The sequence below is a fragment of the Flavobacterium sangjuense genome, from assembly GCF_004797125.1.
Lineage (GTDB): Bacteria > Bacteroidota > Bacteroidia > Flavobacteriales > Flavobacteriaceae > Flavobacterium > Flavobacterium sangjuense.
The window spans coordinates 2217347-2242804 of sequence record NZ_CP038810.1; the positions used below are offsets into that span (position 1 = coordinate 2217347).

The window sequence follows — 25458 nt, forward strand, 5'->3', positions numbered from 1 at the left end:
AGGGTAGATTTTAATGCTTAGAATAATCCGATTGATGAAGTTCTTGCGGATATGTTATGCAATAATACAAATAATATTTTATCATGCAATAGTATTTTTTTAAAAAGAAATTTTATTTTTGCATCACATTATTGAAAAAACAAATGTTTAGAATACAAACATATTATTTGATTGCCTGCTTGATTGTAACCGGAGTTTTACCGTTTGTGTTTCCATTGTGGACAGTTGCATCCGGAAAACCTTTCTATTTCATGATGGATATGGGTTATGTTACCTTATTTGGATTAAGCACAACACTATCTTTATTAAGCATTTTATCACATAAAAAAAGACAACAACAATTTGTCATGGGCAGATTGAATATAATATTGAATTTAATTTTATTAGGATTATTTGTGTATCGAACACTAACTGCATCTGGAGAAACAGCTATTTCTGAGAAGGGTGTTGGGATGTTCCTACCTATTTTTTCTATCGTAATTTTGGTTTTGGCCAACAAAGCCATAAAAAAGGACGAAGATCTTGTAAAATCTGTGGATCGACTGCGATAAACCTATAAACTTAGTTTTTTAGTGCTGCGAAAAACCCGAATCTTATGGTTCGGGTTTTTTATTTTTTACCTAATTCTATTATCTCTAAGTTCTGAATCTTATCGCCATCTATTTCAAACCGCAACATCGTTCGCACCTGATGAAAACCATAAATGCCACAAGCTCCGGGATTCATATGCAAAAGATTTAGACTTTTATCAAACTGTACTTTTAATATATGTGAATGACCACAAATAAAAAGCTTGGGCGGATTATTTTGAATTTCTGTCCGAATGCTTTGATTGTATTTCCCTGGATAACCGCCAATGTGCGTAATCCAAACATCGACATCTTCACAAAGAAAACGATTGTGCAACGGGAATTCCATTCGCGCCTTGTCATCATCAATATTACCGTAAACTGCACGCAATGGTTTCAATGATTTTAGTGTATCCGTTACAGTCAAATCACCAATATCACCGGCATGCCAAACTTCATCCGCCTGACGAACATACTTTAAAATAGCATCATCAATATGACTATGAGTGTCTGAAAGTAAAAGGATTTTTTTCATTTTTAAGTGACTGAGTTGCTAAGGTGCTAAGTTACTAAGATTTTGATTGAGATAATAACTGGGTTTCTCAGAACCTTAGAACCTTAGCACCTTCATAAATACTTAAATTGACCAAAAGTTTCTATATTTGGAAAACTAATCACATTAAAATCAGCATGAAACAACAAGAACAAGAAGAAATTACTCGTGATGAAATAAAAAAAGAATTCCAATTAGAACGAATGATATTATTCAGCGATGCCGTTTTTGCAATTGTCATTACGCTGATGGCAATAGAAATTAAAATCTCGGAAGACATTGAATTAAACACTGAAACTCTCGCAAAATCACTGGTTCATCTTTTACCAACCTTACTTGCTTATATTGTTAGTTTTGTTTTCATTGGTTCAATTTGGTATCAGCATTTAAAAATGTTCAGTCTGCTCAAAGATTACGATAAAGGATTGGTTATTCGTAATATGCTGTTGCTGTTTTTTATTGGTTTGTTTCCGTTTAGCGCCACATTAATAACAAGAGCCAAAGGGCAAATGATTCCGTTTTTCATGTATTTGTTTATGATTTTATTCTGCATTATTGCTCAGTATATTTTGTATAATTATATTGTCAACAATTCTTCTATCCGAATAAATACAGATATGAGCGAACACAAAACAGAATTGCGTAAAAGAAAAATTGCTGTCGTTGGTTTTTCAACAGCAGCTGTTTTAATTATGGTTACTTATCTTCTTATTCCACAACCGGAATTAAAAAATCTATCAATGCTTTGGATGATGGCATTTCCTATTGTATTCAAAATAATGACACGGAAAAAGAAACCTGCAACCGAATAAACTTTAACCTTTTCTCAACATAAAATCTTTGTAACTTTGACGCTTTAAAACTCTTGAACTTTTACATTGAGATATTTTATCGAACTAGCTTATAAAGGAACTAATTACCATGGTTGGCAGTATCAACCTGATGCTGATTCTGTACAGGAAACACTCAACAAAGCCTTATCGCTATTGCTGAAAACCGATATTGATATTGTTGGAGCCGGAAGAACTGATACCGGAGTTCATGCCAAACAAATGTTTGCTCATTTTGATTTCGAAAGCGAAATTGACACAGCACAATTGGTTCACAAACTCAATTCTTTTTTACCAAAAGACATTGCTGTTTTTAATATTCTAAAAGTTCCCGACGAAGCGCATGCACGATTTGACGCGACGAAACGTACTTATGAATATCACATCCACACGATAAAAGATGTTTTTGAAAATGATGGAAGTTATCAGTTTCAATTGTCATTGGATGTTGATAAAATGAATGAAGCATGTCAAATTCTTTTCAAACACAACGATTTCGAATGTTTTTCAAAAGTGAATACGGATGTCCATACATTCAACTGTGTGATTTTTGAAGCTAACTGGAACCAAAACGGAAACAAACTGGTTTTTACCATTTCGGCTGATCGGTTTTTGCGAAATATGGTTCGCGCCATTGTGGGAACTATGATAAACATCGGAACAGGAAAAATAAGTTTAGCCGATTTTGAAAAGATAATTGATAGCAAAGACCGCAGTCAAGCCGGATTTTCTGTACCGGCACACGGATTATATTTAACCAAAATTGAATACGAATATTTCAAATAACATTAATATAGGAACAGATTGCTTCGTTCCTCGCAATGACTATGCAAGCAAAAGCATTCGACACCAATTTATTTAAACGAATTTTAAAATACACTAAGCCTTATAAATTCAGGTATTATGGTGTTATTTTCTTTGCTTTTTCATTAGCGTTATTTGCCGCTTTAAGACCATTCTTATTAGAAATTACTGTTGATGATTATATAAAAACAGCAAGCAAATCGGGACTTCTGACTTATGTTATCATTATGGGATTTGCGCTATTGCTGGAAACATTATCGCAGTTTTACTTTGTATATTGGGCCAACTTGCTTGGACAAAACATCATCAAAGACATCCGGATTAAATTATTCAAACACATACTGACTTTCCGAATGAAGTATTTTGATAATTCACCTGTCGGGATGTTGGTAACACGCTCTGTATCTGACATTGAGCAAATAGCACGTATCTTTAGTCAGGGATTGTTTATGATTTTTAGTGATTTATTGAAAATGATTGTCTGCCTGGTCGTAATGTTTTGGATGAACTGGCAATTATCAATGATAGTTGTCGTCGCCATGCCAATTCTGGTTTATATCACACGAATTTTCCAACGCAAAATGCAGCTTGCTTTTGAAGAAGTGAGAACGCAGATTAACAATATGAATGTCTTTGTGCAGGAACGTGTTACCGGAATGAAAATCGTGCAACTCTTCAACAGAGAAGACATTGAATTTGAAAAGTTCAAAGAAATTAATCAGAAGCATAATCAGGCCTGGATAAAAAACATTCTTTATAACTCCATCTTCTTCCCTATTGCCGATATTATTTCATCGATAACTTTAGGAGCTGTAATCTTATATGGTGGTTTGCAGATTATTGATGAAAATCCATTTACTACCTTAGGTCAAATGATTTCCTATACGATGTTCATCGGGATGCTGTTTAATCCGTTACGTCAGATTGCGGATAAATTCAACGAAATGCAAATGGGAATGATTGCGGCCAATCGTGTATTTGATATTTTGGATACCAATGACGATGTTCAGAATGACGGAACAAAAACGGCTACTCATTTTCATGGAAACATTCGTTTTGAAAATGTTCGTTTTAGTTATATTGACAATGAAGAAGTGCTAAAAGGTATAAACCTAAAAGTAAATGCCGGCGAAACTATTGCTATTGTTGGTGCTACCGGCGCAGGAAAATCGACAATCATTAACCTTTTAAATCGTTTTTACGAAATAAATTCGGGCTCGATTTATATTGATGACCAAAACATAAACGATTTCAAACTTGAAAGTCTTCGCCAACAAATCGCCATTGTTTTACAGGATGTGTTTCTTTTTGCCGATACGATTCACAATAATATCACGCTGAACAATCCTGAAATTACACGCGAAACAGTCATTAATGCTGCTAAGGAAATTGGTGTTCATAAATTCATTAAAAGTCTGCCCGGCGGTTATGATTACGACGTAAAAGAACGCGGTGTAATGTTATCTTCAGGACAGCGTCAACTCATCGCTTTTCTTCGGGCATATGTGAGTAATCCGAGTATTTTGATTTTGGACGAAGCTACTTCTTCTATTGATACGTATAGCGAAGAATTAATTCAAAGAGCTACAGAAACCATTACCAAAGGCAGAACATCTATCGTTATTGCCCATCGATTGGCCACAATTATCAATGCTGATAAAATTATTGTAATGGACAAAGGCCAAATTGTAGAAGAAGGAACACATCAGGAATTGGTAACCAAATCGGAAGGTTATTATAAAAAATTATACGACTCGCAGTTTTCTTTAGAAAACAATTCCTAATTTGCCTGCAACAATAAATCAATTTACAATGGCATTTACCATAGCAATTTCTGAAGAACGAATTCCTTTAAAAAATAATATTTGGCAGAAAGCCTTTATCGCTTTTTTTCTGATAAACTGGATAAATTCCTATGTTGGAAATACCGATACCGCCAATTGGATTTTAGAAAACACCCTGGTTTTTATCTTTTTAGGGTTTCTTGCTTTGACCTATAAAAAATTTATATTCAGCGATTTGAGTTATCTGCTGATTTGTATTTATTTGTGTCTGCATGTTTATGGTTCAAAATATACTTATGCCGAAAATCCTTTTGGTTATTGGCTTAAAGATGCATTTGATATGTCCCGCAATCATTACGATCGGATAGTCCATTTTAGTTTCGGATTTCTGTTAGCCTATCCGATGCGCGAGATGTTTTTGAAATGGCTGAAATTTCCAAGTTGGGTAGCATGGACATTACCAATAGAAATTACACTTTCCATCAGCGGATTTTATGAACTGATAGAATGGGCTGTTGCCGATGTCTTCTTTAAGGCGCAAGGCGATGCCTATCTTGGAACCCAAGGCGATGTTTGGGATGCTCAAAAAGATATTTTTCTGGCATTTCTGGGAGCTATAATCGCCACAACTATAGTGAGTGTTGTTAAAAAGATTTGGAACGTAACTGAAAAACAAAGCATATTATAAAGTGGTTTCAACTTCTACTTTTATTTTAAAATAAATCCTTAAATTCGCAGTCTCTAATAATCAAAGAAATTTTACATATGAAATACGATATTATTGTTTTAGGAAGTGGTCCTGGCGGTTATGTTACTGCTATTCGTGCATCACAATTAGGCTTTAAAGTAGCCGTAATCGAAAAAGAAAACCTTGGTGGAATCTGCCTTAATTGGGGTTGTATTCCAACAAAAGCGCTTTTAAAATCGGCACAGGTTTTTGATTACCTAAAACATGCTTCTGATTATGGATTAACAATTAAGGAATTTGACAAAGATTTCTCAGCGGTGGTAAAACGTTCAAGAGACGTTGCCGACGGAATGAGCAAAGGTGTTCAATTCTTAATGAAAAAAAATAAAATCGACGTTATTGATGGTTTTGGAAAAATAAAACCGGGAAAGAAAGTTGATGTTACTGCAGCCGATGGAAAAGTTACCGAATATTCAGCTGACCATATTATCATCGCAACTGGTGCACGTTCACGTGAATTACCAAACCTGCCACAAGATGGTGTAAAAGTAATTGGTTACCGTCAGGCGATGACATTACCATCACAACCAAAGAAAATGATTGTTGTGGGTTCTGGTGCTATCGGAGTTGAATTTGCTCATTTTTATAATGCAATGGGAACAGAAGTTACCGTTGTTGAGTTTATGCCAAATGTCGTTCCTGTGGAAGATGAAGATATCTCAAAGCAATTTGAGCGTTCGATGAAAAAATCGGGAATAACCGTGATGACGAATTCTACTGTAGAAAAAATCGACACTTCAGGAAAAGGTGTAAAAGCTTTTGTAAAAACCGCTAAAGGAGAAGAAATCCTTGAAGCTGATATTTTACTTTCGGCAGTTGGAATCAAAACCAATATCGAAAACATCGGTTTAGAAGAAGTTGGCATTGCAACAGATAAAGATAAAATTTTGGTAAATGCTTATTCTCAAACCAATGTCCCGGGCTATTATGCTATTGGTGATGTAACACCAGGTCAGGCTTTGGCTCACGTTGCTTCAGCAGAAGGAATCAATTGTGTTGAGAAAATCAAAGGTTTACACGTTGAACCAATCGATTATGGAAATGTTCCGGGTTGTACTTATGCTACTCCTGAAATTGCTTCTGTTGGTTTAACCGAAAAACAAGCCAAAGAAAAAGGATACGAATTGAAGATTGGTAAATTCCCATTCTCTGCTTCAGGAAAAGCTAAAGCTGCCGGAACTCCGGATGGTTTTGTAAAAGTAATTTTTGATGCCAAATATGGCGAATGGTTAGGTTGTCACATGATTGGTGCCGGAGTTACCGATATGATTGCAGAAGCAGTTGTAGCGCGTAAATTGGAAACTACAGGACACGAAATCCTAAAAGCAATTCACCCACACCCAACGATGAGTGAAGCCGTTATGGAAGCGGTTGCTGATGCTTATGGAGAAGTGATTCACTTGTAATATCAAATCCTAAATAGTTAAGAATCCCATTCGAAAGAGTGGGATTTTTTGTTAACAAGTATTTCTTCCCAATTTTATTTGATAATCAATATTTTAATAAATTTAATAGTCAAAAAAACTAATCAATAAATCTATTATTTATGAAAAAAATTCAATTATTTAAAATCGTTTGCCTGTCCCTAATCTTAGTAAGCATGAGTTGTAAAAAAGCAGAAGAAGCTCCTGTTGAAGAAGCAAAACCTGCTTTTGATTTAGCTGCGGCTAAGACTTCAGTGGAAGCTGGTTACGCAGAATTTGAAAAAGCGTACAACGCCAAAGATTCAGTTGCTCTTGCAAATTGTTATGCCACTGATGGCAAATTCATGAATCCAAATGGTAAGGCTGTTGAAGGAAGACCAGCCATTCAAAAAACTTTTGGCATGTGGTTTAAAGGTGATACTACAAAAATAAAATTGAGTCTTGTTGACCTTTGGGGTAATGAAAACAATTTAACAGCTGAAAATGCCTGGACAGTCTCCGACAAGGACGGTAAAGTACTTGATGAAGGAAAATCACTTGAAGTCTATAAAATGGAAGACGGAAAGTGGAAACTCTACCGTGATTGTTTTAATTCTAATATGCCGGCAATGCCTGAAGGGAAATAAAAGTAACAATTATTAAGTTGCAAAGCCATCAAAAAAATATTCTTTGGTGGCTTTTTAATTAAACAAATAGGTTGTCCAATAAAATATTATATATCTAGTATGTTGAAAGTGAAGCTTTTTAAAAAATATTTATTTTAATGATTAAAAAAAGAAATGAAATAGTTGTGATTTATAGAATGAAAAGTTACATTTGCAACCGCAAAAAAGTTAAGTTCTTTGAGCATTATTGAAAATCTGGAGAGTTGCCTGAGTGGCCGAAAGGACATGTTTGCTAAACATGCGTATGGGAAACTGTACCAAGGGTTCGAATCCCTTACTCTCCGCTTTTTAATTTTCGGGGTGTAGCGTAGCCCGGTTATCGCGCCTGCTTTGGGAGCAGGAGGCCGCAGGTTCGAATCCTGCCACCCCGACTTTTTAACCGTTTTTGTACAAAAAATTGTTTTGGTTCCATAGCTCAGCTGGATAGAGCAACTGCCTTCTAAGCAGTAGGTCGAAGGTTCGAATCCTTCTGGGATCACAAGATAAACCATTGAGAAATCAATGGTTTTTTTGTTTAAAAAGCATTCCATAATTTGCAATAAAAGATTAGTTTTGCATTACAAACAAACAACAACTAATTATGAGTAAAAAAGTAGTCATCGTTTCAGCAGTCAGAACACCTATCGGAAGTTTTATGGGTTCGTTATCAACTGTTACAGCTACCCAATTAGGTGCAGCCGCAATCAAAGGTGCATTAAATAAAATCAATTTAGATCCAAACTTAGTAAATGAAGTTTTGATGGGTAATGTAGTCCAGGCCGGAGTTGGTCAGGCACCAGCCCGTCAGGCAGCTAAATTTGCTGGTTTACCAGATAACGTTCCGTGTACAACTGTCAATAAAGTATGTGCTTCCGGAATGAAAGCCGTAATGCAAGGCGCTCAAGCTATTATGGCTGGTGATGCCGAAATTGTAGTTGCCGGTGGAATGGAAAACATGAGTTTAATTCCACATTATGTTCATTTAAGAAATGGTGTGAAATTTGGCCCAACAACGATGGTTGACGGAATGCAGAAAGACGGTTTGACTGATGCTTATGATGGAAACGCAATGGGAGTTTCTGCCGATTTATGTGCAACCGAATATAAAATTACTCGTGAAGAGCAAGATGCTTTCGCTATTCAATCCTACGAGCGTTCAGCTAATGCTTGGGAAGCCGGAAAATTCAATAATGAAGTTGTTCCTGTAGAAATTCCGCAACGTCGTGGAGAGCCGATTGTTTTTGCTAAAGATGAAGAATACACCAATGTAAAATTGGATAAAATTCCTGCGTTAAATGCTGTGTTTACCAAAGATGGAACTGTTACCGCTGCCAATGCTTCTACTATCAATGATGGTGCGGCAGCTTTAGTATTAATGAGTGAAGAGAAAGCAAACGCTTTAGGATTAAAACCTTTGGCTTATATCAAATCATACGCTGATGCTGAACAGGAACCAAAATGGTTTACGACTTCGCCTGCAAAAGCGTTACCAAAAGCTTTGGACAAAGCCGGAATTTCAATTTCTGATGTAGACTTTTTTGAATTCAACGAAGCTTTTTCTGTAGTTGGTTTAGCAAATGCCAAAATCTTAGGTCTAGACAATGACAAAGTAAATGTAAATGGTGGCGCGGTTTCTCTAGGTCATCCTCTTGGATGTTCCGGAGCCAGAATCATTGTAACCTTAATTAATGTTTTAGAACAAAATAATGCCAAAATCGGTGCCGCAGCTATTTGTAATGGCGGCGGCGGTGCTTCGGCAATTGTTATTGAAAGAGCTTAAAAATAGTTATGAGTGATGAATTATGAGTTATAAGTTAACCGTAATTCTCAACTCATAACTCATAACTTATAATTCATAATTATCTTAATGTTTGCCATTTGTAATCTTGCTATAATTCCTTTACGAGCCGAGCCAAGCGACAGAAGCGAAATCGTTTCTCAAGTCTTGTTTGGTGAGCATTTCGAAATTTTGGAGACACAAAATCAATGGTCAAAAATTAAGTTGCAGTATGATGATTATGAAGGTTGGGTCGATTCTAAACAATACCAAACTATAACTGAAAAGAGTTTCAAAAGTTTATCAAAAGATGCTATAATATTGAACTCTGATTTGGTTGAATATGTCTCAAATCCATCAAATATATTGTTGCCAATTCCTTTGGGTTCTTCTTTATCATTTTTGCATCACGGCGAAATCAATATTGAAAATTTTGAATTTGAAGGCATGAGAACCAGTGGTGTCAAGCCAAAATCAGATTTGATTGCCACAGCTTATATGTATTTGAATGCTCCTTATTTGTGGGGCGGTAAGACACCATTTGGTATAGATTGTTCAGGCTTTACGCAAATGGTTTACAAACTGAATGGCTATCATCTGCTGAGAGATGCTTCGCAACAATCTACTCAAGGCGATGCGTTGAGTTTTATTGAAGAAAGTGAAGCCGGAGATTTGGCTTTCTTTGACAATGAAGAAGGAAAGATAATCCACGTTGGTATCATCATGGATAATAATTATATCATTCACGCCAGTGGAAAAGTCAGGATTGACCGTTTGGACCACTTAGGGATTTACAATGCAGAACAAAACAGACACACACACCGTTTGCGTGTCATCAAGAAAATCATTTAAACCGAAACATTGTTTCGGTTTTTTTGTTTAAATTTAGAATTCTAAACCCTTCCAAATGAAACATTTTTCAAAAACCGTATTGCTATTTATCCTCATAATAGTATCGGGCTGTCTTAAAAAAAGTGATGAAAAATCATCAGATGATTCAAGATACCAACCCAAAGAATTCGTTGAATTAAAGCATCCCGAATGGAGTAAAAATGCTACTATTTATGAGGCAAACATTCGACAGTTCACTCCCGAAGGAACATTCAAAGCATTCGAATCACATTTGCCAAGAATAAAGGCAATGGGTATTGATATCATTTGGTTAATGCCGATTCATCCAATTGGAGTTGAAAAAAGAAAAGGAACATTGGGTAGCGAATATTCTGTTAAAGATTATTATGGCATCAATCCAGAGTTTGGAACCAAAGAAGATTTTGAGTCATTGGTAGATAAAATCCATAGCATGGGAATGTATGTGATTATAGATTGGGTGGCTAATCATTCCTCTTGGGATAATCAATTGGCTAAAGATCATCCCGACTGGTATACCAAAACCGAAGAAGGCAATTTTCAGCCAACACCTTGGTATGATTGGGATGACGTAATTGATTTTGATTATGACAAACCCGGAATCCGAAAATACATGACCGAAGCATTGGTGTATTGGGTAAAGGAATGTGATATTGATGGTTACCGTTGCGATACGGCAGGATTTCTGCCAACCGATTTCTGGGACAATGCAAGAGCCGAAATGGATGCGGTAAAACCAGTCTTTATGTTGGCCGAATGGGAATCACGTGACTTACACATAAAAGCTTTCGATATGACGTATTCGTGGACATTCTTTGACAAAATGGTTGCTGTAACCCGCGATAAAAAAAGCATGGCTGGTTTGGTTGAATATATGGCGCATGATGTCAGCACGTTTCCGCGTGATGGTTACCGAATGCTTTTCACCGATAATCACGACATGAATTCCTGGAATCACAATATGGATTATAATTTTGGTGAAGGATTAAAAGCTTCAATGGTTTTGTGCGGAACTGTCAATGGAATGCCATTGGTTTATGGCGGTCAGGAAGCCGGGCTAAACCGTTCATTGAAATTTTTTGATAAGGACTTAATCGATTGGAGTAAAATGCCTTACGAAGGATTATTCAAAAAACTCTTTGATCTGAAACATAAAAATAAAGCGTTATGGAATGGCAAAGAAGGTGGCGTTATGGTTCGCATTTATAGTGATAAAATGGAACAGGTAGTTTCTTTTTCACGAACAAAAAACAATGACAAGGTTATTCCAATTATCAATTACAGCGATAAACCGGTAACCGTAAAATTAAATTCCGCACATCAAAAAGGAGAATACACCGAATTATTTTCGGGAGAAAAAATCACACTTAAAGGCGATGATGTTTTTGAGATGAAACCTTGGGAATATTTAGTTTTAGTGAAATAAAAAAGACCGTCTCGTTTCAAAAACGAGACGGTCTTTTTTATAATATTATTTTAATAAAAAGTTTAAACCAACATTCAAACTCGTACGACCGTTAGTCAGTGATGGATAACCTGGTACATTATTAATATCTGTAAAACCACCCTGTCCTTCTATTTCAGCGAAGAATTTAAGTTTATTTGAAATAGGAAGTTTAACTCCTATTCCGGCAGCTAAACCAAAATCATTTTCGTTGAAAAACTTTTTTACATCAGAATCAAATTGGGTGTCTTTTGCACTCATAAGAAATCCAAAGTAAGGTCCAAAATTCAAATACCATTCTCTCTTATTTCCAAAATGCCAATTGGCCATTACAGGAATGGTCAGATAATCTAAATTATAATCTGTTGGATATTCTTGTCCATCATCAAGGTTCAGAATTACATCGTTATCCCAACCTTTTTGATCATATATCATTTTTACTTTTAAACTCCAATCACTGGAAAAGTAATAATCAAGAGAACCTCCGAGATTCAATCCCGTACTTGAATCATATGAATACTGGCTATCAGAAACAGATGAACTATTAAATCCAATATTAACCCCAAATTCTACATCGCCTTTCTTTTGAGCAGAAAGGTTCGATGATATTCCGAATGCTATAAGTGCAACTAAAATGGTTTTTTTCATGACACTGAATTTTGTTTATTCAAAAATACGCTATTTCTCAACGAATTAGGCTCCTATTTAAATTTCTTTTAACGCTGAAACCAAATAATCTATTTCGGCTGTGGTGTTGTAATGACTGAATGAAATACGTAGACTTGGTTTTTTTAACTCATCTTCATAAAGCATTTCTACCAAAACATGTGATGGCTTAATACTTCCGCTTTGACAAGCACTGCCACGAGAAACCGCAATGCCCTTCATATCCAGATTAAATAAAATCATAGCTGTTTTTTCAGGTGTAAAAGGCAATAAAACATTCAAAATATTGTAAAATGTATTGCTTCCATTTATGGCAACATCCTGAAAAGAAGCTTGCAATTTTTGAAAACAATACGCTTTCAATTCAGAAATTTGCTTTCTTTCCTCATCCAAATGCTGATAAGAAAGCTCAAGCGCTTTTGCCATTCCGGCGATTTGATGTACCGATTCTGTTCCGGCGCGCCATCCTTTTTCCTGTTCACCACCAAATAACATTGGTTGCAAAACCAAATTTTTACGAACAAACGCAAAACCAACACCTTTTGGTCCATGAAATTTATGGGCACTTGCGACTAAAAAATCAACCTGCAATTCTTGTATATTCAATTCTGTTTTTCCAATAGACTGAACTGTATCGCAATGAAACAAGGCTTTGTTTTGATGACACATCACTCCTATCCTTTCAATATCATTAACAACTCCGGTTTCATTATTTACGTGCATCAACGAAACTATCGTTTTAGTATTATTGGAAAGTAAAGTTGAAAATTGGTCATAATCTAAAGTTCCGTCGTGAGCAACATTTACAAATTCAACTTCGATTCCAAATTCTTCCTGCAAAGCCTGAACGGTATACAAAGTCGCATGATGTTCCACTTTTGAGGTAATTATTCGGGTAACACCAAAGTCTTTTACAGCACTTCTTAAAATCCAGTTTGTGGCTTCGGTAGCTGTAGAAGTAAAAATGATTTCCTGCGCATTGCAATGCAAATATTTAGCAATTGTTTTTCTCGCCGTTTCAATAATGGCTTTGGCACTTCTTCCGACACTATGTGTTGACGAAGGATTTCCATACTCTGACTGCATCACTTTCATCATTTCATCAATAACTTCTTGACGAATTGGTGTGGTTGCTGCGTTATCGAGGTATATTTTTTTCATTTTACTTTGTACAATTCGACCTAACGGTCTCGAGTTGCAAATATAAAAGTACTGTTCTTAATTAAATGATAAAAGGCAAAATTTAATAGTATAAAAAACTTATTTTTGCTTAAAAATTATACTATTCCGATGAAAAGAATTTTATGCGCACTCTCATTGTTACTCTTAATTACTGCTTGTGACGATGGAAATTTAACTGTTGATGTTATCGATTTTTCAGAAGTAACTGCCAATAAATGCAGCACTAAAGATGTGATTTATAAAGTTAAAGATGGCGAAATGCTTTTTATTGAAATTCCGGCTTCGGCTTTTCCTGCTGATGTAACGCCTGATGGCGTGCCAATACAAGTTGCCATAAATTCTACCAACAAGGTAACTTACAGAAAATATGATGGCGATGTAAGTGCAAATAATATTTGCCCGACAGTTCCTGATGCAACACCAAATTTAAAGGAAGAATGGAATGCAACTGCCGGTACAATTCAAATCACATCTACTGCGGTTAAGTCGACTAACTCAACCGACAATTCCACCCGAATTACCGGTTATACTTATAATATTGTTTTTAAAAACATAACCTTTCAAAAGCCAACCGGACCTCAGGTTTATGAAACTTTCGTATTCGGAAATTATGCGACTACTGTAAGTCAGTTAGCCTTTGGCTTTAATCATGAAGTTGATAAAAGTGCTTGTAGTAACAAAGTTTATGATTTTAGCGGTGGCGAAGTTTTTACTTTAGATGTTGCCGATTATGATGTCTTATTTGCCAGTGAAGTAACGACAACTCCAAGAACCAGATTGATTAGCGCTACTAATAAATTATCCTATCGATTATATTCCGGTACAATAACAGATGATTATTTCTGTGCTGTGACTATTCCGACTACGCCTACACTATCACAGCAATGGGATGCTGTAGATGGCATTGAAGCTACAAGCGGAATAATTGAAGTAAATACAACATCCTTAGGTTCTGATTTTCTGCATACTATACGATTAAAAAAAGTTACTTTAAAGAAAGGAAACAGTGAATTTTCTTTAGGTGATGATTATCTTTTTGGAACTTTGATAACCAATTAATTTTACCAAAACTATCATGCCAACTGACTGTATTAGCTACCAAAAATCAGGATATTTCACTAAATTAATTGTAGATTATTTAGACGAAAAGCCCGAATTGAAATCGCTATACAATCGTTTTCCAAGCCTTGAAAATTTTAAAGGACAACTGGAAGAAAAGGCACAAAACTATCCAGCGGAAAATAGAAAAAGTTTGGTTGCTGCTCTTGAAAATCAGTATAATGATTTTCAAATTTCTGAAGCTACAAAAGCTAATATTTCACTCTTATCAAATACCAAAACGTTTACCATTACAACTGGTCACCAACTGAATTTGTTCTCTGGGCCATTGTATTTTTTGTACAAAATTGCTTCCACTATTACGCTTTGTGCTGCCTTAAAAAAGGAATATCCGGCTTATGATTTTGTTCCGATTTATTGGATGGCGACTGAAGATCATGATTTTGAAGAAATAAATCATTTCAACTTTAAAAATTCAAAAATCATCTGGAACAAGGAAAGTCATGGTCCGGTTGGCCGACTTTCGACAGAAGGATTGGCAGCCGTTTTAGATGTCTTTGCATCAGAATTAGGAATTGGAGAAAACGCAACTTATTTAAAAGAACTTTTTGAAAATAGTTATCTAAAGCATAGCAATCTTGCAGCTGCCACACGGTTTTTGGCAAACAAATTATTTGGTGATAAAGGCTTGGTTATTCTTGATGGTGATGATAAAAAGTTAAAACAATTATTCAGTCCTTTTGTCAAAAATGAATTAATTTATAAAACGTCTTTCCAAAAAGTTACTGAAACCAATTCTATACTTCAGGCTTCCTATGACATTCAGGTAAATCCAAGAGAGATCAATCTGTTTTATATAGAAGATAGTATTAGAGAACGTATAGTTTTTGAAAACAATCAATTTAAAGTAAACAATACCAAACTTGCTTTTTCTGAAGAAGAAATTTTAGAATTAGTAGAAAATCATCCTGAAAAATTTAGCCCAAATGTTATTCTTCGTCCATTGTACGAAGAAATCGTTTTGCCCAATTTGTGTTACATTGGCGGTGGCGGTGAAATTAGCTATTGGCTTCAACTACAATCTACTTTTGAAGCTAACAAGGTGACTTTTCCAATACTTCTAGTGCGTAATTCTGTTTTGTTAGCAACGGAAAAACAAATCAAAAAAGTAGAAAAATTAAACCTTTCATGGGCAGATTTATTTAGCAATCAGCAAGAGTTGTTTACCAATAAAACAAAAGAATTTTCAAAATTCAACTTAGATTTCTCCGAGCAAAAAGAACATATAAAACAGCAATTTGAAAAGTTACTGCTCATTGCTAATCAAACCGAAAAATCGTTTATTGGCGCTGTGAAGGCCCAACAAACCAAACAAATAAAAGGCTTAGAAAATCTGGAAAAACGTTTGCTAAAAGCAGAAAAAAGAGTCTACGCTGAAAAACTGGAACAAATCATTCTACTCCAAAACGAACTGTTTCCAAACCAAGGATTGCAGGAGCGAAAAGCTAATTTTTCAGAGTTTTATTTGGATGTTAATGGCAAACTCATAGAAAAACTATTTCTGGAGTTAAAACCATTAGAGCCTAATTTTACTGTAATTACGCTTTAATTCAGTAAAGTTTTCAACACGAAAACGTTGTAGCTGTTCTTATTTTCATAATGCAATTTTATTTTTACTAATTTTAGGTAAACCAATTTAAAACCAAACCATTATGAAAAAACAATTACTCTTATTTGTTGCTCTATTCTTTTCTACCCAAATAAATTATAGTCAGGTAATTTCAATGATTGGAAGTACGAGTCCTTCCGGAAGTTGGGCTGTTGATACTGATATGAATACAACCGACAATATTACATATACATTAAACAATGTAACTGTTACCACCGCAACTGATCCAGGAACAACTGGTTTGAAATTCAGGCTAGATCATGATTGGGCGACCAACTGGGGTTCAGCAAATTTTCCTTCAGGAACGGGAACTCAAAACGGGGCTAATATCATGACTCAGGCTGGAACTTATGATGTGACCTTCAACAGAAGTAATGGTACTTATACCTTTATTCCATCTGGATTTACAAGTATTGGAATTTGGGGACCAGCGGTTGATTCTATAAATGGTTTTGGTGGCCCAGATGTAAATATGAACACTACAGATGGAATTATATATACACTATCCGGATTTAATTTCACTAGTGGAACAGCTTATTTCCGTTTTAACGACGATAGTCTAAACACATGGGGAAGTGTTGCTTTCCCAACAGGAACAGCGGTTCAGGGCGGCCCAACAATACAAGTAACCGGTGGCGAATGGTTTGTAACCTTTAACAAAAATACCGGTGCCTATAGCTTTGCTTTTCCAAGCATAGGCATTCTTGGAACAGCTTTAAATGGTTTCTTAGTTGACGATACTGATTTAAGTACTACGGATGGTTTTGAATATACTATCAACAGTTTAACCTTAACCGATGGTGAAGCAAAATTCAGGAAAGATAACCTGTGGACGACCAATTGGGGATCATTAGGTTTTCCATCAGCAACAGGAATACAGGATGGTCCAAATATTCCCGTAATTGCGGGAACTTATGATATTGTTTTCCAAAAGAGTACCGGACATTATTTGTTTACAGATGTCTTATCCACACCTGAAAATTCCATTTCAAATTTGAAAATCTATCCTAATCCAACAAACAATATTTGGAATCTGTCACATACAACAACGATTGACAGTGTTGAACTTTTTGACATTAATGGTAAAACAATTCAGAGTTTTGAACCAAATACTTCTCAATTCGAATTGGATGGAAATAAGTTAAGTCAGGGAGTTTATTTTGTAAAAATCAAATCAGGAGCAGATTTTGCCGTGCAAAAAATTATCAAGAATTGATAGTCGTTCTATTTTTAATAATGGTTTAAAAAGTTTACTTTTGCACCAAAATTAAAATAAAACAAAAATGGCAACGAATAGAACATTTACAATGATTAAGCCTGATGGTGTTGAAAACGGACACATCGGTGGAATTTTAAATATGATTACTGAAGGTGGTTTCAGAATTGTAGCAATGAAATTAACGCAATTGACAGTAGCTGACGCAAAAGCATTTTACGCTGTACACGCTGAAAGGCCTTTCTACGGAGAATTAGTAGAATTCATGACACGTGGACCAATCGTAGCAGCAATCCTGGAAAAAGACAATGCTGTTGAAGATTTCAGAACGTTAATCGGAGCTACAAACCCTGCACAAGCTGCAGAAGGAACTATCCGTAAAAAATATGCAACTTCAGTTGGTGAAAATGCTGTTCACGGTTCAGATAGCGATGAGAATGCAGCTATCGAAGGTGCTTTCCACTTTGCAGGAAGAGAGCAGTTTTAATTCAGAACTAATATATAATATAAAATCCCGTTTCGTTTGAAGCGGGATTTTTTGTGTCTGGTTTGTAACAATTTTCGCTACAATTATACTAAAAAGTAATACTCATCGTTATAATATCATTACTAACCAAAATTTAAACTTTATGAAAAAAAAACTGATTTCAGTTTTAGTCATTTTAATCTCTTATGCTGCTTTGGCGCAATCAACTCCTGAAAAAAAAGAAAGCAAATTTGAGTTAACGGTCAATACCAAATTAGGATTTGCCAAACTGAAGCAAACCGGCAATGTGGCATTAAACGGAAACATTAACGGTGGCGACATATTATTTTCACTGCCTTTAGGAAAAACATGGAAAATAGCTTCAGGTATCGGTTACTTTGAATACAATGCCAATCCTACCATTGCTGGAAATACAGCCAGTTTAAAAAACACTTATTTACATATACCGTTACAATTTAATAGTGACTTAGCTATTTTTAACAATGAAAATACACAGAATCAAAAAATATTCTTCAATCTTGGCTTAGGATTGTATACCAATACTTTATTAAAACAGGAATTAGAAACCATAACAGACAATACTTCAACTAAAAATATGGGATGGAACTTTGGTTTTTCAAGTCAAATCGGACTAAAGTTTCTCCTTACTGATGCGCTTAACCTTGGTATGGGTTTAGAAAGTCAAAGCGATTTTACCAAAATGAAAAAAGATGGTGCTGAACAAAGAATCGAACAAATAAATGCTCTATATTTTAAAATGGGTTTTACCTTTTAAAACCAATGCAATTCATATAAAAAAGTCCTCTCACCTATTGGAACGAGAGGACTTTTTTAGTTTTACAGACTATTTTTTAATTTCGGTGATGATCAGTTTTATAGTCGTTTTTCCAACATTTTTTCCACTATGGGTAACCGCTGGTAGAAAAAGAGCTTCCCCTACTTTAACATCCATAGTAACCGGTGCTTGGCCTTTGTCTGTGATTTCAATTTTTCCAGCAGCTACAACATAAGCAACATGGTTTGGATGGCTGTGCCAAGGTATAACATCTCCAGGTGCCATTTCAAATTGCAGTACTCTTACAAATTCATTATCGAGCAGTACTTTAGTGTAATTTTTTGGCGCAAGAGGCACCGGATCCTGTGCATAAGCAGAAGCACTTAAAAGGATGATGACCATGATGATAAAATTTGCTGGGTTTTTAATTAGTGTTTTCATTACTTATTTATTTTAAAGGGTTAATCTCTTATAAGGAATATAGATTTGCTTATGAGAGTAAATAATTTTAAAGCAAAATAATCTGCTCTTATGGCTTTTTGGCAAGTCCTTATTTTTGAGCAGTAAGAAAAGTATAGTATCAGAAGAAATTCAAAATATGCATACCAAATTGGCAGCTTTACATCGTGGTGACTATATTCACATCAGTGCGATTAAGCCATATCATTTACCAAAATCAGCAGGTTTAAGATTTTTGAAATGAAGCGATTTATAAAACAGGAATATAAATTTACAAAAATATTAATTGCAAATCAATAGAAATAAACTAATTATAAATAACAAGCCCTCTCGTCATTTGGAACGAGAGGACTTGTTATTATTGTAAACTTGCTAAACTTTGCTCTATAGTGGCGATTTTAGCCAAAGCATCTGCTTCTTTTTTTCGTTCAATTTCAAGTACTTTTTCGGGTGCGCCACAAACAAACTTCTCGTTAGATAATTTGCCTTGAACACTTCTTAAAAAGCCTTGCGTGTATTTTAATTCTTCTGTTAGTTTCGCAATCTCGGCAGCAATATCAATATTCCCAGAAACCGGAATAAAGTATTCGTTAGATTTTACTCTATACGTCAAAGCTCCATCAATTTTATCGGTAATGTATTCTAAAGAAACTATGTTGCCAAGTTTCATGATTACGCTGTCAAAATAAGTCGAAACCTTTTCGTTGTTTACCACTTTTAAATCGATAGCATCTTTCATTGCGATGTTTTTGGCTGCACGAATGGTTCTCAAACCAGCGATAACTTCAGAAGTAAATTCGAAATCTGATATTAGCTTTTCGTTAAACGAAGTCATCTTAGGATATTCCGCAATAATTAAGGCTTGTTCCGGAGTTCTATCCGCAATGTGCTGCCAAATTTCTTCTGTTAGGAAAGGCATAAACGGATGCAATAATTTCAGATTAGCTTCCAACATTTCAATGGCTTTGTTGAATGTCGCGCTGTCGATTGGCTGTTGGTAAGCCGGTTTTATCATTTCTAAAAACCACGAACAGAAATCATCCCAAACCAATTTGTATATCGCCATCAAGGCATCAGACAATCTGTATTTTTCGAAATGATCTTCAATTTCTACCAATGTTTGTTGTAATTTTGACTCATACCATTCTATAGCCACTTTAGAACTTTCCGGTTGTGCAATATCGGCAACTTCCCAACCTTTGATTAAACGGAATGCATTCCAGATTTTGTTAGCAAATGCTTTTCCGTTATTACAAAGTTCTTCATCGAACATGATATCGTTTCCGGCAGAAGCGCTTAAAAGCAATCCAACACGAACACCATCAGCACCAAATTTCTCAATCAGTTCCAAAGGTTCAGGTGAATTTCCTAACGATTTTGACATTTTACGGCGTTGCTTGTCACGCACCAAACCTGTCAGGTATACATTTGAAAACGGTTTTTTACCTGTATATTCATAACCTGCAATAATCATTCTGGCAACCCAGAAGAATAAAATATCCGGACCTGTAACCAAATCATTGGTTGGATAATAGTATTTGAAATCCTCGTTTTCCGGTTCCATGATTCCACCAAAAACAGCCATCGGCCACAGCCATGACGAGAACCAAGTGTCAAGCGCATCAGCATCCTGACGTAAATCGGAAGCCTGAAGATTAGGATTTACTTTTTCCCTGGCTAAAGCCAAGGCCAATTCAGGTGTCTCCGCCACCACAAAATCTTCTTTTCCGTCGCCATAGAAATAAGCCGGGATTTGTTGTCCCCACCACAATTGACGGGAAATATTCCAGTCGCGAATATTTTCTAACCAATGACGATAGGTGTTATCAAAACGAGAAGGATATAATTTAATTTCTTTGGTTTCCAATACCGATTTGATGGCAGGTTTTACCAATTCTTCCATGCTCAAAAACCATTGATCAGACAAACGAGGTTCGATTACAGCTTTGGTTCTTTCGGAAGTTCCAACTTTGTTTAAATAATTTTCAGTTTTGGCTAAAGCTCCAGTAGTTTCTAATTCTTTGGCAATTTCTTCACGAACTACGAATCGGTCTTTTCCTTGGTAATGCAATCCATAAGAATTCAAAGAGGCATCTTCGTTGAAGATATCTATGATTTCAAGATTGTGCTTTTCGCCCAATGTTTTGTCGTTCATATCGTGCGCAGGTGTTACTTTTAAACAACCTGTTCCGAATTCAACATCAACATAGTCATCTTCAATGATTGGCACTACTCTACCGCAAATTGGCACTATCGCTTTTTTGCCTTTCAGATGTGTAAAACGTTCGTCATTTGGGTTAATACAAACAGCGCTATCTCCGAAAATGGTTTCAGGACGTGTAGTTGCAACCGTTAAGAAATCGGAACTTCCTTCTATTTGATATTTTAAAAAGTATAGTTTTCCTTGTCTTTCCTCAAAGATTACTTCTTCATCAGACAAAGTTGTTTTGGCTTCCGGATCCCAGTTTACCATACGGTAACCGCGATAGATATATCCTTTGTTATATAAATCAACGAAAGAACGAATTACGGATGCTGACATATCAGGATCCATAGTAAACTTGGTTCTGTCCCAATCGCAGGAACAACCTAATTGTTTCAACTGTTCTAAGATAGTTCCACCGTATTTGTCTGTCCAGTCCCAAGCGTGTTTCAAAAATTCTTCACGCGTTAAATCATTTTTGTTGATGCCTTCGCTTTTCAACTTTGCCACAACTTTAGCTTCAGTAGCAATAGAAGCATGGTCTGTTCCCGGAACCCAACAGGCGTTGAAACCTTTCAATCGCGCACGACGAATTAAAACATCCTGAATAGTGTTGTTTAACATATGTCCCATGTGCAAAACTCCGGTCACGTTTGGTGGCGGAATGGTAATGGTATATGGTTTTCTATGGTCGGGTTTTGAATGAAAATAATTGTTTTTCATCCAGTAGTCGTACCATTTTTTTTCTACTGCTGCTGCGTTAAACTGTGCGGGAATCGACATATTTGATTGTTCGGTTATTTGTTTATTTGCTTCGCCAGTTCGCTGGCGCTCGGGTGTTTACAAAAGTTCATTACGCTTTTCTTTTAGCCCCGATTGAAACTAGCTACCATGTAGCGTGGAAAACGGGAAAATGGATAGCTGATAATCACTGACCACTCGCTCCTAACCCTTTTGGCATGCCTTTTGTAAACTGCACTGCAAAAGTAATTAATAAAGACTTTAGAAAAAATTAAGAATTAAATTTTTGTGCATTAATTTAAACGAAGTATTTTTACTAACCAAATAACACATAGAACCTATGAAAAAATATTTACTTATTGCTGTTATCCTTATGAATGCTGCAGTTTTTGCCCAAAAAGGTCCAAAAATTGAGTTTAAAGCTAAAGACAACACCATTGACTATGGAACGGTAAATAAAGAGGATGATAATGGTATTCGTACTTTTGAGTTTACCAATACTGGTGATGCTGACTTGATTATCACCAACGTTCAATCAACTTGTGGTTGTACGGTTCCATCAAAACCAACAGAACCAATTCCACCCGGAAAAACCGGAAAGATTGATGTAAAATACAATATGCATACCGGACCAATAAGAAAAACAATTACCGTTGAAAGTAATGCTGTGAATGTAGAAGAAGGCCGTGTTGCATTAAAAATTAAAGGAGAAGTTATAGAAAAACCTATAGTGAATCTCTTAGAAAAAAAGAAAACAAGTCCGATGATGCAATAAAAAAAGTCCCGATTAAAATCGGGACTTTTTTTATATAATGTTTTTGAGTTGGAATTTGATTTTAAAAATTTTCCCTCCTCTTTCAACTTCTATTTCGATTGGTTTTCTATCTTCTGATTTGAAAAGTTCATTTATCATTTCGATACTTAACCAGTGTCCCATTTGACTATTTATTCTAAGAATTCTGTCCCCAACTTTTAGCCCGGCTTTTTCGGCTTCGGAACCTATTCTAACACTTGCTATTTTAAAAATTGGTTTTAGTGTAAAGTGAATCTTTAAGTTGCTTTGATATTTATCAAGATTATTATCAGTATATATCTTTATACCACCAGTTGATCTCTCATCCATAGTTTCCTTAACCCATTCTAAACCAGCGTGCTCTACTTCTATTCCACTCATATTAAAATGAAATGGTTCGTCTATCCTTTTACTTGGTTTGGTGTAGACTGCATTATTTAAATAATCAAACACTATGGTAAACCTTGAAATAACTTCACTTCCCAAAGAACCAACTCTATTCGGAACAAAATTCACACTTTTCAATGACGTCGAATCGGGAAAAGTTATCAAAGGATTCTTGAATGTTTTATTGCCGAATTCAAAGCTATTCAATCTGGCTCTTTTGCCATAAACGTTCCCGCTAAACCCTCTGCCAAGATAGTCTTGTATGTTTTTTTCGGGTAATTTAATTTTATCAGTTCTATTTAAAAAAACCCAAACAGCATCACTATTACCTGTATCTATCAATAATTTTGAAGGAACTGTTTGCTCACCGGAATTAATGCTTAAAATACAATAAGGCTTTTTATCTTCAATCGTTATTGAATCTTTAGTAAAACTTTTTTTTAATCTGCTATTGATATTTTTGTAATCATGGTTGTACACAATAATTTTTCTTTTGTCATAATTTATTTCAACAATATGATTTCTGAAAAAATAGGAACCAATAATTCCGTTTACCGGAATTCCAACATGAGAAGAAAAATTAAACTCCTGGTCAAGAACAACATAAATTTCATGCTTATAATCGACTAAATCTTTTATTTCAACTTTGTTTCCGGATGATTTATACGAATCAATTGCATCCTTGCTTCCTAATCCTCTTAGCTTTAATTTTTCTACTTCAAATAATTTGACCTCGTCTTTATCATCCAAACTAAAAAGTATCGTTTGCTCGACACCAGTGTCTAATAAAAATGTCAACTCTTCCCCGTTTATAGTAACCGGGATAAAAATTAGATTATTAATAAGTTTGAAAGGGATAACAACTTTATTTTTTAAATTGTTTATCTGAAATTCAGATTGGCTAAAACCATTAAAAGAGAGAAACAGAAAAAATAAGAGTAGCTTTAAACGCATTACAGATGATTTTGTATAAAAATAAAAAATAATTCCCTGCCAATTGCGATTTTAACAAATTATATATAAGCCGATGAATTGTATACCTCTAAAAAAAATCGCAAATTTGCAGCACAAACAAAAATAGTCATGCCAAAAATATCATTGAAAGGTCAAAAAATGCCTGAGTCTCCAATCAGAAAATTGGTTCCTTACGCAGAAATTGCTAAAAAGAAAGGCCATAAAGTATATCATTTAAACATTGGTCAACCTGATATTAAAACACCTGATGTAGCGTTAAATGCAGTAAAGAATGCAGATATAAAAGTTTTGGAATACAGTCATTCGGCTGGTTTTGAAAGTTACAGAACCAAGCTTTCTGCTTATTATAAATCACACGGATTACCTATTGATGTTGCTGATATAATCATCACAACCGGTGGTTCTGAAGCACTGTTGTTTGCTATGGGAAGCACTATGGATGTTGATGATGAGATTATTATCCCCGAACCTTTTTATGCTAATTACAATGGTTTTTCAACAGCTTCCGGTGTAAAAGTTGTACCTGTAATTTCTACTATCGATGAAGGTTTCGCTTTGCCTCCAATTGCTGCCTTTGAAAAATTAATTACACCAAAAACAAAAGCTATATTAATTTGCAATCCAGGAAATCCAACCGGTTATTTATATTCAAAAGAAGAAATTTTGCAATTGGCTGAAATCGTAAAAAAGCATGATTTATTTCTAATTGCTGATGAAGTCTACAGAGAATTTATTTATGATGAAAATGAAAAGCATTTTTCTGTAATGAATGTTCCCGGTTTAGAAGAAAATGCCATCATGATTGATTCTGTTTCTAAAAGATACAGCATGTGTGGTGCCCGAATTGGATGTATTGTTTCTAAAAACAAAGAAGTAATGGCAACGGCTATGAAATTTGCGCAGGCTAGATTGAGTCCGCCAACTTACGCCCAAATTGCAAGTGAAGCAGCTTTAGATACACCACAAAGTTATTTTGATGATGTAATTGAAGAATACAAAGACAGGAGAGATACCTTGATTGCCGAATTGCAAAAAATTGAAGGCGTAAAAGTAGCAACACCAAAAGGAGCATTTTATTGCATTGCGCAGCTACCTGTAAAAAATGCTGACAATTTTGCCCAATGGCTTTTAGAGTCTTATGACAATAATAAAGAAACGGTAATGGTTGCACCAGCAGCCGGTTTTTATTCAACACCGAATGTTGGTTTAAATGAAGTCCGAATTGCTTATGTCCTTAAAAAAGACGATTTGATTCGCTCTGTTGCTATTCTCAAAGATGCTTTGGAAGTTTATAATAAAAAATAATTTCTCAAATTATAGTAATAAAAAATCCTGTCTTGTTTAAACGAGACGGGATTTTTCTTTTTTTAGAAGCGGCACTCCGCATATCTTTACACTA

The 25458-nt window shown here is 35.3% G+C and carries 23 protein-coding genes and 3 tRNA genes; 20 read left to right on the forward strand and 6 right to left on the reverse strand.

What is annotated here, in order from left to right; all coding sequences use genetic code 11:
- The first annotated feature begins 143 nt into the window (after window positions 1–143).
- The gene (locus tag GS03_RS09760) at window positions 144–551 is read left to right on the forward strand and encodes a DUF4293 family protein (RefSeq protein ID WP_136152358.1); all 408 of its coding nucleotides are present in this window, start codon (window positions 144–146) and stop codon (window positions 549–551) included.
- Window positions 552–609: 58 nt separating this feature from the next.
- Here GS03_RS09760 and GS03_RS09765 read toward each other — a convergent pair whose 3' ends face one another.
- A complete protein-coding gene (locus tag GS03_RS09765) occupies window positions 610–1104 on the reverse strand; it encodes a metallophosphoesterase family protein (protein ID WP_136152359.1) in 495 nt (164 codons plus the stop codon).
- Window positions 1105–1259: 155 nt separating this feature from the next.
- On the opposite strand from GS03_RS09765, the gene GS03_RS09770 reads away from it, so the two are divergent.
- From GS03_RS09770 to GS03_RS09825, 12 genes are all read left to right on the forward strand, one after another.
- The gene (locus GS03_RS09770) at window positions 1260–1934 is read left to right on the forward strand and encodes a TMEM175 family protein (protein WP_136152360.1); all 675 of its coding nucleotides are present in this window, start codon (window positions 1260–1262) and stop codon (window positions 1932–1934) included.
- A gap of 66 nt (window positions 1935–2000) precedes the next feature.
- Window positions 2001–2738, forward strand: a complete 738-nt coding sequence (truA, locus tag GS03_RS09775) for a tRNA pseudouridine(38-40) synthase TruA (protein WP_136152361.1) — start codon at window positions 2001–2003, stop codon at window positions 2736–2738.
- A gap of 41 nt (window positions 2739–2779) precedes the next feature.
- Window positions 2780–4540: an ABC transporter ATP-binding protein gene (locus GS03_RS09780; RefSeq protein ID WP_136152362.1), complete on the forward strand. Its 1761-nt coding sequence runs from the start codon at window positions 2780–2782 to the stop codon at window positions 4538–4540.
- A gap of 28 nt (window positions 4541–4568) precedes the next feature.
- The gene (locus GS03_RS09785) at window positions 4569–5228 is read left to right on the forward strand and encodes a DUF2238 domain-containing protein (protein WP_136152363.1); all 660 of its coding nucleotides are present in this window, start codon (window positions 4569–4571) and stop codon (window positions 5226–5228) included.
- A gap of 77 nt (window positions 5229–5305) precedes the next feature.
- Complete coding sequence (gene lpdA / locus GS03_RS09790; protein WP_136152364.1) at window positions 5306–6694, forward strand: dihydrolipoyl dehydrogenase; 1389 nt, start codon at window positions 5306–5308, stop codon at window positions 6692–6694.
- Window positions 6695–6834: 140 nt separating this feature from the next.
- Window positions 6835–7338 (forward strand): YybH family protein, encoded by a 504-nt coding sequence (locus GS03_RS09795; protein WP_136152365.1) that lies wholly within the window; start codon window positions 6835–6837, stop codon window positions 7336–7338.
- Between the two features lie 236 nt (window positions 7339–7574).
- Window positions 7575–7661 (forward strand) — tRNA-Ser (locus tag GS03_RS09800).
- A gap of 12 nt (window positions 7662–7673) precedes the next feature.
- A tRNA-Pro gene (locus tag GS03_RS09805) sits at window positions 7674–7748 on the forward strand.
- Window positions 7749–7781: 33 nt separating this feature from the next.
- A tRNA-Arg gene (locus tag GS03_RS09810) sits at window positions 7782–7855 on the forward strand.
- Window positions 7856–7957: 102 nt separating this feature from the next.
- Window positions 7958–9136, forward strand: coding sequence for an acetyl-CoA C-acyltransferase (locus tag GS03_RS09815; protein WP_136152366.1), 1179 nt, complete (start codon window positions 7958–7960; stop codon window positions 9134–9136).
- An 87-nt stretch (window positions 9137–9223) separates the two neighbouring features.
- Window positions 9224–9985 carry a C40 family peptidase gene (locus tag GS03_RS09820; RefSeq protein ID WP_136152367.1) on the forward strand — a complete coding sequence of 254 codons (762 nt, stop codon included), beginning with the start codon at window positions 9224–9226 and terminating at the stop codon, window positions 9983–9985.
- 55 nt (window positions 9986–10040) lie between these two features.
- Window positions 10041–11429, forward strand: coding sequence for an alpha-amylase family glycosyl hydrolase (locus GS03_RS09825; RefSeq protein ID WP_136152368.1), 1389 nt, complete (start codon window positions 10041–10043; stop codon window positions 11427–11429).
- Between the two features lie 45 nt (window positions 11430–11474).
- On the opposite strand, the gene GS03_RS09830 is transcribed toward GS03_RS09825, so the two are convergent.
- Together GS03_RS09830 and GS03_RS09835 are read right to left on the reverse strand one after the other, a co-directional pair.
- Window positions 11475–12095: a porin family protein gene (locus GS03_RS09830; protein WP_136152369.1), complete on the reverse strand. Its 621-nt coding sequence runs from the start codon at window positions 12093–12095 to the stop codon at window positions 11475–11477.
- A 57-nt stretch (window positions 12096–12152) separates the two neighbouring features.
- Window positions 12153–13274: a cysteine desulfurase family protein gene (locus tag GS03_RS09835; RefSeq protein ID WP_136152370.1), complete on the reverse strand. Its 1122-nt coding sequence runs from the start codon at window positions 13272–13274 to the stop codon at window positions 12153–12155.
- 129 nt (window positions 13275–13403) lie between these two features.
- Between GS03_RS09835 and GS03_RS09840 the strand changes: the two genes are divergently transcribed.
- The 5 genes from GS03_RS09840 (at window position 13404) to GS03_RS09860 (ending at window position 18501) form a co-directional block, all read left to right on the forward strand.
- Entirely contained in the window at window positions 13404–14354 is a 951-nt protein-coding gene (locus tag GS03_RS09840; protein WP_136152371.1) for a hypothetical protein, read from the forward strand.
- A gap of 16 nt (window positions 14355–14370) precedes the next feature.
- Window positions 14371–15963: a bacillithiol biosynthesis cysteine-adding enzyme BshC gene (gene bshC, locus GS03_RS09845; protein WP_136152372.1), complete on the forward strand. Its 1593-nt coding sequence runs from the start codon at window positions 14371–14373 to the stop codon at window positions 15961–15963.
- A 103-nt stretch (window positions 15964–16066) separates the two neighbouring features.
- Complete coding sequence (locus GS03_RS09850) at window positions 16067–17239, forward strand: T9SS type A sorting domain-containing protein (RefSeq protein WP_136152373.1); 1173 nt, start codon at window positions 16067–16069, stop codon at window positions 17237–17239.
- 67 nt (window positions 17240–17306) lie between these two features.
- Complete coding sequence (locus tag GS03_RS09855) at window positions 17307–17726, forward strand: nucleoside-diphosphate kinase (protein ID WP_136152374.1); 420 nt, start codon at window positions 17307–17309, stop codon at window positions 17724–17726.
- A gap of 142 nt (window positions 17727–17868) precedes the next feature.
- Window positions 17869–18501, forward strand: a complete 633-nt coding sequence (locus GS03_RS09860) for an acyloxyacyl hydrolase (RefSeq protein WP_136152375.1) — start codon at window positions 17869–17871, stop codon at window positions 18499–18501.
- A gap of 69 nt (window positions 18502–18570) precedes the next feature.
- Here the strand turns inward: GS03_RS09860 and GS03_RS09865 are convergent, their stop codons facing one another.
- Window positions 18571–18942, reverse strand: a complete 372-nt coding sequence (locus GS03_RS09865; protein ID WP_136152376.1) for a cupin domain-containing protein — start codon at window positions 18940–18942, stop codon at window positions 18571–18573.
- A 376-nt stretch (window positions 18943–19318) separates the two neighbouring features.
- On the reverse strand, window positions 19319–21946 hold the full coding sequence (locus tag GS03_RS09870; protein WP_136152377.1) for a valine--tRNA ligase: 2628 nt from the start codon (window positions 21944–21946) through the stop codon (window positions 19319–19321).
- A 298-nt stretch (window positions 21947–22244) separates the two neighbouring features.
- Here GS03_RS09870 and GS03_RS09875 point away from each other — a divergent pair, with 298 nt between their 5' ends.
- The gene (locus GS03_RS09875; RefSeq protein WP_136152378.1) at window positions 22245–22679 is read left to right on the forward strand and encodes a DUF1573 domain-containing protein; all 435 of its coding nucleotides are present in this window, start codon (window positions 22245–22247) and stop codon (window positions 22677–22679) included.
- 30 nt (window positions 22680–22709) lie between these two features.
- On the opposite strand, the gene GS03_RS09880 is transcribed toward GS03_RS09875, so the two are convergent.
- Entirely contained in the window at window positions 22710–24038 is a 1329-nt protein-coding gene (locus GS03_RS09880) for a pepsin/retropepsin-like aspartic protease family protein (protein WP_136152379.1), read from the reverse strand.
- 129 nt (window positions 24039–24167) lie between these two features.
- On the opposite strand from GS03_RS09880, the gene GS03_RS09885 reads away from it, so the two are divergent.
- The gene (locus tag GS03_RS09885) at window positions 24168–25364 is read left to right on the forward strand and encodes a pyridoxal phosphate-dependent aminotransferase (protein WP_136152380.1); all 1197 of its coding nucleotides are present in this window, start codon (window positions 24168–24170) and stop codon (window positions 25362–25364) included.
- Window positions 25365–25458: the final 94 nt, after the last annotated feature.